The organism is Leptolyngbya sp. KIOST-1 (assembly GCF_000763385.1).
In the GTDB taxonomy this organism is placed as follows: Bacteria; Cyanobacteriota; Cyanobacteriia; order Phormidesmidales; family Phormidesmidaceae; genus Nodosilinea.
On the sequence record NZ_JQFA01000002.1, the window covers coordinates 3,210,758 to 3,226,124 of the forward strand.

Annotated in this window: 13 protein-coding genes; 6 read left to right on the top strand and 7 right to left on the bottom strand. The window is 61.1% G+C overall.

Annotated features, from left to right (window positions below; translation table 11 throughout):
- Positions 1 to 17: 17 nt before the first annotated feature.
- Positions 18 to 2,486 carry a serine/threonine-protein kinase gene (locus NF78_RS14145; protein WP_052050416.1) on the bottom strand — a complete coding sequence of 823 codons (2,469 nt, stop codon included), beginning with the start codon at positions 2,484 to 2,486 and terminating at the stop codon, positions 18 to 20.
- Between the two features lie 86 nt (positions 2,487 to 2,572).
- Complete coding sequence (locus NF78_RS14150) at positions 2,573 to 2,734, bottom strand: hypothetical protein (protein WP_156119766.1); 162 nt, start codon at positions 2,732 to 2,734, stop codon at positions 2,573 to 2,575.
- Between the two features lie 460 nt (positions 2,735 to 3,194).
- Here NF78_RS14150 and NF78_RS14155 point away from each other — a divergent pair, with 460 nt between their 5' ends.
- Positions 3,195 to 3,797 carry a TetR/AcrR family transcriptional regulator gene (locus NF78_RS14155; RefSeq protein ID WP_035987344.1) on the top strand — a complete coding sequence of 201 codons (603 nt, stop codon included), beginning with the start codon at positions 3,195 to 3,197 and terminating at the stop codon, positions 3,795 to 3,797.
- Here NF78_RS14155 and bioB read toward each other — a convergent pair.
- On the bottom strand, positions 3,794 to 4,822 hold the full coding sequence (gene bioB / locus NF78_RS14160) for a biotin synthase BioB (RefSeq protein ID WP_035987345.1): 1,029 nt from the start codon (positions 4,820 to 4,822) through the stop codon (positions 3,794 to 3,796). The genes NF78_RS14155 and bioB overlap by 4 nt on opposite strands.
- 148 nt (positions 4,823 to 4,970) lie before the next feature.
- Positions 4,971 to 5,504, bottom strand: a complete 534-nt coding sequence (locus NF78_RS14165) for a DUF4330 domain-containing protein (protein WP_035987347.1) — start codon at positions 5,502 to 5,504, stop codon at positions 4,971 to 4,973.
- Between the two features lie 264 nt (positions 5,505 to 5,768).
- Here NF78_RS14165 and NF78_RS14170 point away from each other — a divergent pair, with 264 nt between their 5' ends.
- Positions 5,769 to 6,620, top strand: coding sequence for a M48 family metallopeptidase (locus tag NF78_RS14170; protein ID WP_035987349.1), 852 nt, complete (start codon positions 5,769 to 5,771; stop codon positions 6,618 to 6,620).
- Between the two features lie 127 nt (positions 6,621 to 6,747).
- Here NF78_RS14170 and NF78_RS14175 read toward each other — a convergent pair whose 3' ends face one another.
- A complete protein-coding gene (locus NF78_RS14175) occupies positions 6,748 to 7,611 on the bottom strand; it encodes a pantothenate kinase (RefSeq protein WP_052050419.1) in 864 nt (287 codons plus the stop codon).
- Between the two features lie 609 nt (positions 7,612 to 8,220).
- The gene (priA, locus tag NF78_RS14180) at positions 8,221 to 10,839 is read right to left on the bottom strand and encodes a primosomal protein N' (RefSeq protein WP_072016080.1); all 2,619 of its coding nucleotides are present in this window, start codon (positions 10,837 to 10,839) and stop codon (positions 8,221 to 8,223) included.
- Positions 10,840 to 11,346: 507 nt separating this feature from the next.
- Between priA and NF78_RS14185 the strand changes: the two genes are divergently transcribed.
- From NF78_RS14185 to NF78_RS14200, 4 genes are all read left to right on the top strand, one after another.
- Positions 11,347 to 12,525: an RNA polymerase sigma factor, RpoD/SigA family gene (locus NF78_RS14185; protein ID WP_035987353.1), complete on the top strand. Its 1,179-nt coding sequence runs from the start codon at positions 11,347 to 11,349 to the stop codon at positions 12,523 to 12,525.
- Between the two features lie 104 nt (positions 12,526 to 12,629).
- Positions 12,630 to 13,046, top strand: coding sequence for a dihydroneopterin aldolase (gene folB, locus NF78_RS14190; RefSeq protein ID WP_263970602.1), 417 nt, complete (start codon positions 12,630 to 12,632; stop codon positions 13,044 to 13,046).
- A gap of 89 nt (positions 13,047 to 13,135) precedes the next feature.
- Positions 13,136 to 14,047, top strand: coding sequence for a lipoyl synthase (gene lipA / locus NF78_RS14195; protein WP_052050667.1), 912 nt, complete (start codon positions 13,136 to 13,138; stop codon positions 14,045 to 14,047).
- A complete protein-coding gene (locus tag NF78_RS14200; protein WP_035987355.1) occupies positions 14,044 to 14,853 on the top strand; it encodes a lipoyl protein ligase domain-containing protein in 810 nt (269 codons plus the stop codon). The genes lipA and NF78_RS14200 overlap by 4 nt, the downstream gene beginning before the upstream one ends.
- A gap of 3 nt (positions 14,854 to 14,856) precedes the next feature.
- Here the strand turns inward: NF78_RS14200 and NF78_RS14205 are convergent, their stop codons facing one another.
- Complete coding sequence (locus NF78_RS14205) at positions 14,857 to 15,363, bottom strand: DUF4278 domain-containing protein (RefSeq protein WP_035987357.1); 507 nt, start codon at positions 15,361 to 15,363, stop codon at positions 14,857 to 14,859.
- Positions 15,364 to 15,367 lie beyond the last annotated feature (4 nt).

The window sequence follows — 15,367 nt, forward strand, 5'->3', positions numbered from 1 at the left end:
TTGCGAGATTAAGCGACTCAGGAGTTGACCTCGGCGCTGCCGGAGTCTGGTTCGCTGGCGGAGGCTTCTTCGGCAGTGTCAAACCAGTCACCGGGCAGCATTCGGGTGGGGTCGTCGCCCGCTTCCGGGTCTTCCATGTTGTCGGTGGCCACGCTATCGATCCACACTCCGTAGGAAAGTGCTCTCCCGTCATTGGGGCTGGCGGGGTCAGGGATGCCCTCGGGGAGAACGTGCGATCGCACCACGCCCTCAACCCGGCTCAGGTCGGCCAGGACCTCCTCGGCCCGCTGGTAGCGATCGGTGAAGTCGTAGAGCACCAGCCGGGTCACAATATCGCCAAAGTCGGGGTCCAGGTTAGGGGCCTCGTGCCGCCAGATCAGCTCGCCATTGATGTCGCGGCGCAGGGCATAGGCCGGAATGCCGGTCAGCGCCTCCACGGCGGTGACGCCCAGGGCGTAGAGGTCGCTGCCAAACTTGGGCAGCCCCGCCGACTGCTCACTGGGCATATAGCCCTGGGTGCCCACCCCAATGGTGGAAGTGGAGGTGAGGTTGACCCCCGTATCGGCCAGCTTATTGGAGATCAGCTTGACAGCGCCAAAGTCGATTAGCACCAGTTGTCCGTCAGACTGCCGCCGAATGATGTTGGAGGGCTTGATGTCGCGGTGAATCACGCCCTGGTCGTGCACGAAGGCAATTACCGGCAGCAGCCCCAGCAGCAGATCGAGCACGTAGGCCTGGGGCATGGGGCGGCGGCAGGCCAACTCATCCTTGAGCAGACGGCCCTCAATCATTTCTTCAACCAGATAGAATGAGTTTTGGGCCTCAAAATAGGCCAGCAGCCTGGGAATTTGGGAGTGGTGACCCAGTTTTTCCAGGGTTTCGGCTTCTCCCTGGAAGAAGCGCCGGCCCAGACGGTGAGCCCTGGGGTCATCGCTGATGATGCGCAGCTGCTTCACAACGCAGATGGGCGACCCGGGGCGCTGGGTATCTTCGGCCACGTAGGTTTCCCCAAAGCCCCCTGACCCCAGCAGCCGCACAATCTGGTAGCGGTTGCCCAACAGCAGGCCAATCACCTCCGCCTCCCGCAGCTTCAGCAGGTCCTGCAGGTCCTCCTGCTGACTGATGATTTCCTGCACGATAGGGGAGGTGACGTACTGCTCTAGGGTTTGACGCAGTCGCTGCTTGCGCAGCTGTTCGGTGACGATATCGGCCACAATGTAGGTGCTGCCCAGCACCATCAACCCGGCGATCGGGGCGCCGGTGGGCAGGAGCACCCCGGCCCCGGCAAAGGCACCGTAGCTGAGCCAAAACCAGCCGCCGTTGGCCGCTGCCGTCCAGCCCAGGCGGGCGATCGGACGGTTAAACCGCCGCAGCAGCAGCACAAACCCAGTCCCGCCGACCACCACCAGCAGCCCCCGCAGCCAGGGGTTGGGAATGCCCAGGCGGAGCGCTCGGTGATCGCGCAGGTTGGCCATGTCATTGGCTAAAATTTCGACCCCGGCCATGGCCTCGGGGTGTAGCAGGGTTTCTGAAAAAGGGGCCTGGTGAAAGTCCTGCAGAAATCTGGCGGTGGCCCCTACCAGCACAATCTTGTCCCTGAAGTAGCGCCCGTTGTTGAGGTATTCAGCCCAGGGGTCGGGGTCGAGCACGTACCAAAACGGCACGTGGCTAAAGCTGCGCGACGGTCCGTAGAAGTTGATAACGTCGCCTCGGGGGGCAGGGTAGTCTACCCCAGCAGCATCGAGGGTGGCCTCGGCAAAGGAGCGGGTGTTGTCCACATCGCTCTCCAGGCTGCTGAGCGTATCAATTTCGGCCAGGCTGGCTTCTAAGCCGTTGAGATAGGCCCGGCCGTGGCGGTGGATCCGCCCATTGGGCTCAATAAAAAAGTTGATATTGCCGGTGTGAACAGGCGTATCGAGCAGTTTGGGCAGGGGCGGGGTGGGGCGAATCAGCGCCCCCTGGCGCAGCTGGGCATCGTCGACGCGGGTGGCCAGCACCACCCGATCGCCGTAGCGGCTCAGCACATCGGTCAGGGCCTGGTCGTCGGCAGGGCCATAGCTGCTTTCGGAAAACATCAAAATATCCAGGGCTACCGCTCTGGCCCCCGCCGCCAGCAGTCGCTCGATCGCGATCGCGTGGGCCTGGCGCTGCCACGGACTGCCCGCGATCGGGGCCAGGTGGCTGTACTGATCGGGGTCGGTGCGGTAATACTCGGCCTGGCCGAACGACTCATCGTCCATAGCCAGAATGACAATGTCGTTAGGGGCCACCGCCGACCCGCGAATTTCAAAAAAAAGGGTTTGCAGGCGTCGCTCCAGCAGCTGCGTCGGCACCGAGTCGGTGGCCACATGGGCAGCCACAAAGCTCAGCCACAGACCGGCCAGGGAAAGCTTGACCCAGTCGCGCTTGATTTGGCGCTGCACCCAACCCTTGACGCGGTAGGTGGTAGAGAGAGCCGCGGTCTTAGTTTTAGACGACGAGAGCATGGGCGGGGCGAGGCGGGGGGCAACCTTAGCTTAATCACCAAACCGCTGCGCTGGGCCATGAGTTTACGGAATCTTAGCCCCAGGCGCTACTGGCTCTGACGAAACACCGCCTCCACCCGCAGCGCCAAGACATGCAGCAGCCCCGGGGCCAGCTGAGGATGGGGCATGGTGTCGGCCAAAATTACCGTGGTCAAAAGAGCCAGCAGTAAACGGTGCCACTTAAGGTTTCGGTAAACGCGCGTTGCCATCGGCCACACCCACCCGTTGGTCACTACAGCAAAGTTCACCCAGCGATCGCGCCACTAGGCCCAGGGCCGAGCCTGGGAGCTAGACCACTCAACCCCCATCTTGCCGCCAAGGGACTACAATTAAACTAAACGGTTTGGTAAAATTAGTCAACGGATTAGTTACACAGGGGTATAGCGCTATACACTACTGCTGGAGTGGCCTGGGAAAATTTCAGCAGGTGTGATCGCCTGAGGCTGGTCGGCAGCAGCACCCCAGACTAAGGCTGTCATCAATTAGCCTTAGAAGGTCCTAAAAGCAGCGGGTACAGCCCCTGGCCTGGTTTTTGGGGCGGGTGTGGCAAGGCTTGAAATACAAGGCTTTTGGTCACCCTGGATGACACCCCCTAGCGCCCTAGGCTACTGTGCCGCTGAGTAGTCAAGTGGTATACAAGAGTCAACCCGGTTAGGAAGGTATCCACGCGTGGTCCAAAGTCCGTCAGTGCTCAACGACAAAGCCGTACAAATTTTGCAGGGAGCGATGCAAGAGTTCCTGCAAAATGGCTACGCGGGCACCAGTATGGACAAGGTGGCCGCCACCGCTGGAGTCTCCAAACCCACGGTCTACAACTATTTCAAAGATAAAGAGGGGCTGTTTCGATCGCTGATTCAGTACGTGGCCGAGTCACGCTGTCAGCAGGTGATGGGGGACGGCAACCTGGAAGGCCGCCCCGAAGTGGTAATTCGCCGGTTAATTACCAACGCCATTGAGAGCGAACTACACGACCTGGACTACCAGAACTTTGTGCGGCTGGTGGCGGGCGAGTCGGGCCGATTTCCGCAGCTGGCCCAGGCTTTTGTTGAATATCTGACCAAACCCGCCGCCGACCAGCTCACCGCCTACCTCAAAAGCTGCCCCGAACTCAACCTGCCCGACCCTGAGGCCACGGCGCGGGTGATCCTGGGGGCTACGGTCTTCTTTATCATGACCCAGTCGGTCATGCACGGTGAGCACATCATGCCGATGGAGCCGCAGCGCCTGGTGGATAGCCTGGTGGATCTGGTCATGCGATCGCAGGCGGCCTAGGGCATGTCATCCATCTCTTCACCGTTGGGGCCTTCGAGCACAAACCCGGCGTCGCGGATCATGGCGTAGTCCGCCTGGACCGCCTGCCCGGGGGTGGTGAGGTAGTCACCGACAAAAATTGAGTTGGCGGCATATAGCCCCAGGGGCTGAAGCTGCCGCAGCTGCACCTCGCGGCCCCCGGCAATGCGAATTTCCTGGGCGGGCAGCAGCAGCCGATACAGGCACAAGATCCGCAGGCACTGGCGCGGGTTGAGGTCCTGTCGCCCTTCGAGGGGCGTTCCCGGAATCGGAATCAGAAAGTTCAGCGGCACGCTGGTCACCTCCAGACGCCGCAGGGCCAGGGCCATATCGATGACGTCGTCGCTGGTTTCGCCCAGGCCAAAGATACCGCCCGAGCAGGTGGTCATCCCTGCCGACTGCACTGCCTCCAGGGTGGCAACGCGATCGCCAAAGGTATGGGTGGTGCAGATCTCGCCGTAGTTGTTCTCCCCCGTGTTGAGGTTGTGGTTGACCCGGTCTACCCCCGCCGCCGCCAGCTGCCGGGTCTGCGCCTCGTCGAGCAGCCCCAGGCAGGCGCAGATTTTCATGGGGTACTGGGCTTTGACCTGGCGCACCGCGTCGAGCACCTGAGCAAACACGCGATCGGAGGGCGATCGCCCCGAGATCACCATACAAAAGGTGCCCGCCTTGAGGCTGTTGGCCCGTTCCGCCGCCGCCAGAATTTTCTCCTGGGCCATAAACGGATATTTCTCGATCTCGGCGCTGGAGATCTTCGACTGCGAGCAGTAGTGGCAGTCCTCGGGGCAGAGACCGCTCTGGGCATTTAGCAAAAAGTGCAGCCGCACCCGATTGCCCCAGTAGTAGCGTCGCACCCGGTAGGCCGCCGCCAGCTGATCGAGCAGTTCGGTGTCGGGGGCCGCCAGCACCGCCTGGGCCTGCTCCCGGCTGAGCACGTCCCCCGCCAGGGCCTGATCCGCCAGCGCTTGCCAATTAACGCGGGAGGTCGCAATAGAGGTCGCCGTCATAGCCATCAGGTGAATAGGTCAGGGTAAGCAGAATCCATTGTCTCAGAGTTGGAGGCTCAGGGTTAGCTTGCTCTTTAGTTTGCTCTGAGGTTGGATCGCTCTGAAGCATGAACTATAGGGTTCAGAGGTTGGCCCTTTTCACGCCGGCTCAGTTGTCCAGCACCCGCACGTCAACGGTGCTGGTATTGAAGTTGTAGAGGTCGCCGTCTAGCTCAATTTGGGTGCCCACCTTGACCTTGCTGTTGCCAAACACCGGGCCTGTGCTGGTGATTTGGGCGTTGTCTTCCAGGGTGATCAGCATATCGATGGTGTAGTTCAGCTCTGGACGCGGGTCGGGCAGGGCAATCACCGTGCCGTCGGGCTGGGGCACCGCCGTACTGCGGGGCAACAGACGCGCCTCTTTGATCTTGACTCGCCCGTAGGGCTGGTTGCGAATGATGATGTTGGTGGTGTCGGAATTTTGGATGGTTTCAAACAGCCGGGCCGGATCTGAAGAGGTCAGACCCCGCACCATCACATCGACTTCCACCGGCCTGGTGGTCGCCCCTACCTGAGCCACCGAGCCCGACGTGCCAGGGTACAGAAAAATGCCGAACAGCACCATCAAAATAATTAGGGCCGCCGCCACATCTAAAATACTGACTTTGCCGAACAGGCGACCTTTAGCGTCAAGGAGGGTCATAGCTGGGGTGCCCTCAACCGGGGGAGGGGATGAATGGTTTAGACCAGCGCAATATTGGAACAGCGCCAGGATCGATACCATTGAAGCACAGGCAGGCTCTTTTGCGGCATCTGCAATCTGCCGCTGCCGCCAGATAGAGGCCCAAGCAGGCTTTCTGCTGTAAGAGGAGACAAATTTATTATTGACCACTGCCTGTGGCCGGCTCAGGCCGAGCAGGGCAAGATGGAATTAGTCATGACTCTCAGCAGCACGTGAGGCATTTCTATGCTTTCTCCTCTCACATATTTCAAAAAAAATTCTATCTTGCGCCGTGGTCTCTACGGCCTGATGGCCACTCTGATGGCGATCACCATCGGTTTGGCTACCCCCACGCCTTCCCATGCCAGCCTGTTTGATCTTATTTTTCAAGGCATTCGCTACGTTCAACTGGGCAATATGTCCAACCGTGACGAAGTCAATCTGGGCACCCAGATCGACCGTCAGCTCAAGGCCCAAGGGGTGCGAGTGTACAACCGCAACCCAGCGATTAATAGCTACATCAACGAAATTGGTCAACGCCTGGCCGCCACCAGCGATCGCCCCGATCTGCCCTACACCTTCCAGGTGGTGGACAACAACAGCGTCAACGCCTTTGCCACCACCGGAGGCTTTGTCTACATTCAGACCGGCCTAATTCGCGCCGCTGAAAACGAAGCCGAGCTAGCTGGGGTCATGGCCCACGAAATTGGCCACATCACCGGACGGCACGCCCTCAACCAGATGCGCCAGCAGGCGCTGGCCAGTGGCGTAGCGGGCAGTCTGGGGGTGCGTCAAGACGCCCTGGTTGGTCTGGGGGTGCAGCTGGCCCTGCAGCTGCCCAACAGCCGCGAGGCTGAGCACGACGCCGATCGCCGTGGGTTCAACAACCTGGGCCGGGCGGGCTACGACACCACGGGCTTCATCAGCTTTATGCGGAAGCTGGAGGGGGGCAGAACCGCTGAGTTTCTTAGCACTCACCCCAACCCCGGCAACCGGGTGAACAACCTGCAGAACATGCACAGCGCCGGCACCTTCGCCGCCAACACCGGGGTCGGCACCGATGCCGCCGCCTACCGCAACCGGATTCGAGGTCTATAGGGACTGCGGACACCCTAGGGCGTGCCATTAGTTGTGGCCAAAAGCCGGGTTATCAAGCCTTGCCACGCCCGACCCAAAAAATAGGCTAGCTAGGGGCTGTAACCGTTGACTTCTGGGTCATCAAAGGCTAATTGATGACAGCCCCTACCCCCTGACGATAGCAGACCTCCAACCCCCAAAACCCCAGATCTGGATCGAGGTGGATCCCCTGGGCGGGGTTGGGGGTCTGCGCTGTTAAGGCCCCGTGGATCGCCGTCCCGTCGCCCCCGGTCAGCACCACCGCTCCGGTGGGCCAGTCGGCCCTCCAGGCGGCGATGAAGTCGCGGATGCCCGCCAGCTGAGTGTGCAAAATGCCGCTGGCGATCGCCCCGGCGGTGTCGGTAGCCCACCGCTGGGGCCACGGGCTGAGGCTGAGGTCTAAATCGAGGGCGGGCAGCTGATCGGTGTGGGCGTGAAGGGCGCGAAACTGCGATCGCAGTCCCGGCAGAATGGCGCCGCCAATCAGGCGCTGATCCACGCCAGCGGTAAAGGTGAGGGCCGTGCCGCAGTCCACCACCAGCACCGGCCAGCCCCAGCGATCGCCAGCCCCCACTAGAGCCAGGGCGCGATCGATCCCCAGGGTGGGGTAGGTATCGCGCAGCGGCACCGCCCCCAGGGTGACCGGGTGCAGCGTCGGGTAGTTGGCCAACCAGGCCACCGGGGCCTCAACCACTGCCGCCAGCCACAGATCGATAGGCGCAGGCCAGGTGGTTTCCCCGGCGATGAAGGCTGGCGGCAGGGTGACCTGCCGGTCGATCTGCCGCCAGGCCTCAGGGGCAAAGTGATGCCGCTGGAGGATCTGGACCTGATCCTCGGACAGGGGTGTCGTGTGCCAGCTTCCTAGCCAGCGAGTGCCCTGAGGGGCAGGTTCTGAACCATCGCCCTCAAAAGTGCCCCAGTGCCAGCGGCTATTGCCAATGATTAAAGCCAGCCACAGTGTCTGACCACTCAATCTCACAACTCCATTTGTAACAGCAGGAACAGCGAAATCTCAATCAGGATTCAAGCTGGGGTGTTTAGGGAACCCGCATTTTTTGAAGACAGGGGCTGTTGGAAACTCGAGCGAGCGCCCGCAACCCGTTAAGGACCCTTTAAACAACTGAAGAGTGACCGTCATGGCCACTCTTCGTTACGTATTTTTTGGTGTAGGGGCCAGACAAAATTAGGATTGCCGTGGCTGGAATAGGTTGCTTAACCGGGTTAAACACCTCTTGAAAGAACAAAGAATTCAACGAAATGGGCGAACTCTCTATACTACAGTTACTTTGCACAACCCGTTGCCTGACCGGCATTTAGGATAGGAAAGACCAGGAATGGTCGCCTCTGGATGGGTTGTTGAAAAGCGGTTTTTGGGTTTGTTGCTGCTAGAGCACCAGCTTGTTTAGGTGATTAAACTGATTTTGGCTGGCGGGTTATTCAGTTGTCTTCGATATATCTAAAGTATCACAGGCAGGGGGGGCTGGGAAGGCTATTGACCTATCGTTACCCGTTGTTACAGCGGTTAGCAATGCTAACAACATTTCCCGCAAAGAATAGTTTTTAGGATCCTATCAGCCCCGGTCTAGGCCAGATTGAGCGGATCGACATCGATGGTGAGGCTCACCGCAGCCGGACAGTGGGGCTTCAGGTCCTGTAGGTTGGGCAGAGGATGCCCCAGCGGTCCCTTGACCAGCAGATGCCAGCGAAACCGGCGCGCCACCCGGGGAATGGGAGCGGGGGCGGGGCCGAGCAGTTGGTAGGGTGAGTCCTGAAGACGCCGGGTCAGGCGGTGGGCCAGGGTTTCAGCCGTCTCCTGCACTGCCTTGGGGTCGGTGCTGCTCAGCCGCAGCAGAATCATTTGCCCCGCCGGGGGGTACTGCAACAGCTGTCGCTGCGCCCACTCCGTGGCGATAAACCCCTCGTAGGCGTGCCGGGTCACCGCTTCGACCACCGGGTGGTCGGGGGTGTAGGTCTGCAAAATCACCTGGCCAGGCTGAGCACCCCGTCCCGCCCGGCCCGCCACCTGAATCAGCATTTGCAGGGCGCGCTCACTGGCCCAATAGTCATTCATATATAGGAGTCCGTCGGCGGCGATAATGCCGACCAGGGTGACCTGGGGCAGATCGATGCCTTTGGTCAGCATTTGGGTGCCCACCAGCAAATCCGCCTCGCCTGCGGCAAAGCGAGTCAGCAGGGCGCGGTGAGCCCCTTTGGTACGCGTCGTGTCGCTGTCGAACCGAATGCAGCTGAGGTCGGGAAAGGTTTCGGCCAGGGCATTGACCACCCGCTGGGTGCCGCTGCCAAAGTGCTTCAGGTAGGGCGAGCTGCACGCCGGGCAGTGTTTGGGATGGCCCTGGCTAAAGCCACAGTAGTGGCAGCGCAAGGTCATGGCGCTGGTGGCCCCAGGCTGGTGGTACGACAGCGATACATCACAGTGGGGGCACATCATCACGTGGCCACAGCTGCGGCAGGAGACGAAACTGCTGTGCCCCCGCCGATGAATGAACAGCAGGCCCTGGTTGCCCTCGGCTTTCATGGCGCTCAGGGCTTGCTGCAGCGATCGGCTGAGAATGCTGCGGTTGCCCTCCTGGAGTTCGTCGCGCATGTCGACAACGTTGACCTGGGGCAGGGGCTGGGCCTGGACCCGCTCGGGGAGGGAGAGGTAGGTCCAGGGGAGAGAGGGGGGAGTGGATGGGTGGGTGGGTAGATGGGTGGATGGGTGGATGTGGGTAGGGGAAGATTTAGGGATTGGGGTGCTATTAGAGGAGTCTGGGCGGGTTTCGGCGACGGGTGAATCGGTAAGGTTTGGGTAGAGGGTGGGCAGTGCCCACCCTACGGGTTCTAAACCCTCATCACCTAGGCCCTGGCACTGTACCCAGGTATCGAGGGAGGGGGTGGCCGAACCCAGCACCAGGGGGCAGTCTTCTAACTCGGCTCGCCAACGGGCTACGGTGCGGGCGTGGTAGCAGGGGGGTACGTCCTGCTTGTAGCTGCTGTCGTGTTCTTCGTCGAGAATGATCAGCCCCAGGGTTGGCAGGGGCATAAAGATCGCTGAGCGGGTGCCCACAATCACCAGGGGTTGGGGGGGCCTGAGACTCTGTCGCCAGGTGTCGTAGCGTTCGCCATCGGCCAGAGCGCTGTGGTAGACCAGCACCTGGGCCCCAAAGCGGCGGCGAAAACGATCGGTGAGTTGGGGAGTGAGGCCAATTTCGGGCACCAGCACCAGGGCCGACTGCCCGGCGGCCAGCCGTGGGGCGATCGCCTGCAGGTACACCTCGGTTTTGCCCGACCCGGTGACCCCGTGCAGCAAAAACTGACCGCCCTGCCCACACCTATTAATAGAATCGAGCGCCTGGGCCTGGAGGGGAGTCAGGGGCTTGGGCTGATCGCGGGCCAGGGCTGGCCCGGCTTCGACCCGCAGCTGCTCCCGCGATTCAATCACCAGACAGCCAGCCTGGGCCAACCGCCTGAGGGTGGGACTGGTGGTCTGACAGAGCTGCAGGGCGTCGCTGAGCCACAGGTCACCGCCCTGGCGGCGCAGGGTGGCCACAATCTGCTGCTGGCGAGGGGTGAGGCCGGGGGGAAGGGTATCGCCACAGACCAGCGTGACGGCCTGGCGCTGTTTGGCCTGGGGCGGCTGAGGGGGAGCCAGGTACGACTCGGCCCAGCCCAGCTGAATTAACTGCTGTATGGTTCGATAACTATGGCCGCGCCGCTGCAGGTAGGGCCAGGTGTAGTCCCCCGTGGGCGATCGCTGGAGATCATCTAATAGATCGTTCACCCCTGGGGTCAGGGGATGGGGCAGGGGGTGGGCGGTGCGATCGCGCCGCAGCCGCAGCCGTCGCTGGGACCTGGCCAGCAGCCCCGGTGGCAACGCCGTCTTCAGTACCTGGATGAGCGGCACCTGGTAGTGGTGGGCCACCCGCTGCAGCAGCGCCCAGTAGGCCGGGGCAAAGAACCGCTGCTCCACCACCCCCTCCACCGGACGAATTTGGCCGGGCACCAGGTTGGCGGGCGGGGTGGTGGAGAGGGAAAGCGCGATCCCCCCAATGCTCTGGTGACGAAATGGCACCGTCAAAATATCGCCCACCTGTACCGCTAGGTGATTGGGCACAGCATAGGTATACTCTGCGGGCTGGCCGCCGTAGTCCACCAAAACATTGACCCACTGGGGCTGGGTATCGCTCTCACCAAGGCCCACGCTTGCCACACCATTGCTGTCACCTCTGCCAGTGTACGAGGTTGACGGTTTGCTTCCCCAAACCCACAGGTTTTCCACAACTTATTTTCTGTGGAAAACTTTTCCACAGGGTGGAAAAGTTCGGCGGCGAGGTTCATCGGAAAACCTGGAGAGATCCCCGGTGCCGCCAACAGCAACCCCACTCTGCCAAAGGACATAAGTGATTATTCCTAGACTCCGATCAATGCTTGGGCAAAGTACCCGAGGATAGCAAAAATTCCTTTAAGGTTTCCCTTATATTTTCAGTCCACTTTTTGATTTCACTGCTACACTACGCAAGTTGCCAAAGAAATGTTACATTGCCTGGGAATTCACAAAAATATCCGTATTGTGGACTCACAAAATAAGTCGAAGATCCGTTTCCGGGATCAAGTCTTTTGTTAGGGGTTGCCGTCGGCAGGGCGCTCCGAATATACATGCCCCACATCTGCATGATTCGACCTGTAGGTATACCGTTCTATTAACCCCATGAATACTACGTATAACTCTGACAGAGATAGCTCTATTGCCTGGCCCGACGACGCCATAGACGGGTTCGACACCGACCTGAATCGGATGGCCGAAAAAGTCTCCGCTGCGGACAGCCAACTCGCCCCTGACCTCACCGCCTGGGACGAAGATCGGGAGGTGCTGGCTAAGTTTTCTCAGTCAGAGGCCATGTCCGAGATGGGGCTGACGGGCTACAGCAAAACCCTCACCGACGATGCCGTTGGGGCCTTCTTTAAAGAGATGGCCCGCTACCCGCTACTCAAACCCAGCGAAGAAATTGAGCTGGCCCGCCAGGTACGATTCTTGTCCAAGGTGGAAACTGCCAGCGAAAAACTCCAGAAGGAGCTAGGTCGGAAACCGACTCGACAGGAACTGGTGGAGAAATTAAAGCTCAGCGAAGCAGAGTTTACCCAAAAGCTCCACGACGGCAGAACGGCTAAGCGCCGAATGATTCGCTCCAATCTGCGGCTCGTTGTGTCGATCGCCAAGCGCTATTTAAACCGTGGGGTACCTTTTCTCGATCTGATTCAGGAGGGCGCGCTGGGTTTAAACCGGGCTACCGAAAAATTTGATCCCGACAAGGGCTACAAATTTTCGACCTACGCCTACTGGTGGATTCGCCAGGGCATTACCCGCACCATCGCCAACGATGCCCGCACCATTCGCCTGCCGATCCACATTGTGGAAAAGCTGAACAAGCTGAAGAAAGCCCACCGCGATCTGCGCCGCGATTTGCAGCGCAACCCCAGCGAACAAGAGTTGGCCGATGCCCTGGATGTGACGGTTGATCAGCTCAGAAGTTTGCAGCAGGTGCGCCGCCGCTCCCTGTCCCTCAACCACCGCGTAGGCAAAGGCGAAGATACCGAGCTGATGGAGTTGCTCGAAGACAGCAGCACCCAGACGCCGGAGTCAAAAATCAGCGAGAACATGATGCGCCAGGAAATTACCAGCGTGCTGGCGGAGGTGCTGACCGAGCGCGAGAAGGACATCATTACCTTGCGCTACGGCCTCGCCACGGGCGAAACCCACACCCTGGAGGAGGTAGGCGGCATCTTCAACCTGTCGCGGGAGCGGGTGCGCCAGATTCAAACCAAGGCGATGCGCAAGCTGCGCCGTCCCCAGGTGGCGGCTCGCCTGAAGGGCTGGCTCAACAAGTAGTGAACCAACGATTGTTTGCCCCTCGGCAGTTGTCCATCTCAAACCCCATTTCCCTCTAGGATCCCCCTGCCCCCCTTTATCAAGGGGGGTTTTAGTTGGTAGGGTTGCCGTCAGTCGAGGGAGCAAACTGTATTGACGGCTTTGCGATCGAAACCATGGATGCCATTCACCTCACCAACATTCGCGCCTACGGCTACACGGGGGCACTGCCGGAAGAAAACGTGCTGGGCCAGTGGTTTCAGGCCGATATCATTTTGTATTTAGATCTGACGGCGGCGACGGTGAGCGATCGCCTGGCTGACACCCACGACTACCGCACCGTGATCGGGGGCACCCAGCAGATCATCCGGGAAGCCCGGTTTGCGCTGATTGAGCGGCTGGCGGGGGCGATCGCCGCCGCCGCCCTGGAGTCTGACCCCCGGCTACTGCGCGTGACCGTCAGCGTGACCAAGCTCACCCCCCCCATTCCGGACTACACCGGCCAGGTCGCAGTGGAGATTAGCCGCGATAGAATCCAGTAGGGGCAAATGATTGTTTGCCCTGGGCTGGTGGAGTTGACTCCTACTGGCGGCAAAGAATCTGGTGGGCCATGCCCACCCTACGGTGGCCCATGACTCCTTCTACAGCGGATCGACGACGGCAGCTGCGGGCTGAACTAGAGCGCATGCCCGACTGGCTGCGGCGGCCCATCGGCAACGCCAGCGAACTTTCGACGGTGCAGCGCATTGTCAAGGAGCGGCAGATCCACACCATTTGCGAAGAGGGCCGCTGCCCCAACCGGGGAGAATGCTACGCCAACCGCACCGCCACCTTTTTGCTGATGGGGTCGGTGTGCACCCGCGCCTGCGCCTTTTGCCAGGTGGACAAAGGCCACGCCCCCACGACCCTCGACCCCCACGAGCCCGACAAAGTGGCCGAGTCGGTGCGGCTGCTGGGCCTGCGCTACGTGGTGCTGACCTCGGTGGCACGGGACGATCTGCCCGACCACGGGGCGGGCTGGTTTGTGCAGGTGATGGAAACCATTCGCCATAGCAATCCAGACACCGCCATTGAAGTGCTAACGCCCGACTTCTGGGGCGGGCCAACCCGCGACGCTGGTCAGGCCGATCGTGTCCAGACGGTGGTGGCGGCCAAACCCGCCTGCTACAACCACAACCTGGAAACCGTGCGGCGACTGCAGGCCCCGGTGCGGCGCGGGGCTAAGTACGATCGCTCCCTCCGCGTCCTATCGCTGGTTAAAGACTTTGACCCCACCGTTCCTACCAAGTCGGGGCTGATGGTGGGCCACGGCGAAACCGAGGCCGAGCTAATCGAGGCAATGCAGGATTTGCGGGCCGCAGGGTGCGATCGCCTCACCCTGGGCCAGTACCTGCGCCCTTCCCTCGACCACCGTCCGGTCGAACGCTACTGGACACCGGAGGAGTTTGACCGGCTGGGGGAGATTGCCCACGACCTGGGCTTTACCCACGTGCGCTCTGGCCCCCTGGTACGCAGCTCCTACCACGCCGGAGAAGCACCGTGAGCACGACCCCCTGGCGGCTGATTCCCCCGCTGGCCGCCCCCGGTGCCATGCAGATGGCGATCGACACCTGGCTGCTCGACCAGCACCAGCACCATGGCCACCCCCCCACCCTGCGGTTCTACACCTGGCACCCGGCGGCGATTTCCCTGGGCGTCAGCCAGCGCAGGCAGATGCCGGCCCACTGGCAAAATCTAGTCTGGCAGGGACAGCCCATGGACCTGGTGCCGCGACCGACCGGCGGCCGCGGGGTGCTGCACCAGGGCGATCTCACCTACGCGGTGGTGACATCCCAGGGGGCAGGCCAGTGGCCCAGCCATCTGTACCAAAATCGCCACCAGCTCTATCAAACGCTCTGTCAGTTTTTGATCCAGGGCTGGGAGTCGTTGGGTGTGCCCCTCAGCTTTGGCCAGCCCGGGCGAGACTATGGGCGATCGTCCAACTGCTTTGCCCTCGCCACCAGCGCCGACCTAATCGATGCCCAGGGCCACAAAGTGATCGGCAGCGCCCAGCGGCGGCGGGGGGCCTACCTGCTCCAGCACGGATCGATCGCCCTATACCCGGACCCTACCCTCTGGCAGCAGGTCTTTCAAACCCAGGCTCCACCCCCCAGCCAGGTGCAGATCGCCATGCGCCACCTCGCGATCGACCAGGTTGTGGCCGCCCTCACCCAGGCGGCCAGCGACTGCTTTGGCGCTCAGTTTGTGGCCCAGCCCTTGAGCCCGCCGGAGTGGGCCGCCATCGGCGCGATCGCGCAAAAAAATGGCCCAGAGTGCCAGCGCACCGGGCCATTTGCCGTATTGGCTTGAGGGCTAGCTCATGGCGGTGGAGCTGCGATCGTAGCCAGAGAAATCGTGGGGCATTTTGCCCTGGATATGGCTTTCGTAGTGGGCCGCATCCTCTATGGGCATACCGACTTCAGCGGCTAAGCGCACCATCATGCCCTGTTCGCGCCGACGGCTGCGCTGGTGGCGGCGAATGAACAGGTTTCTTGCCAGGTCAGGAATGTTAGTAGCCATGGGTGCAGCCGTGACAATAGTTTCAGTGACAACAACAGTCTCGGTAACCACAGCCGGGGCGGACAGGCTGGCGGCCACTGCCGGAATTTCGATCGGAGCGACCGGAGCAGGAAGTGCCGTGCCTGTGCGATAGGGAACCCCACGCCAGGTCAAATTCGCGGAGGGTTGAGCGGGCAGGTCAGCCAGAGCATTAAAGACAACAGGGGCACCGCGATAGGTCCCTGTCCCAATGGCTTGGCCGTACTGAGGAGCAGGACTAGGCGTAGCGTCGTAGCTGATGCCGCGATAGGTGAGTTTCATAATG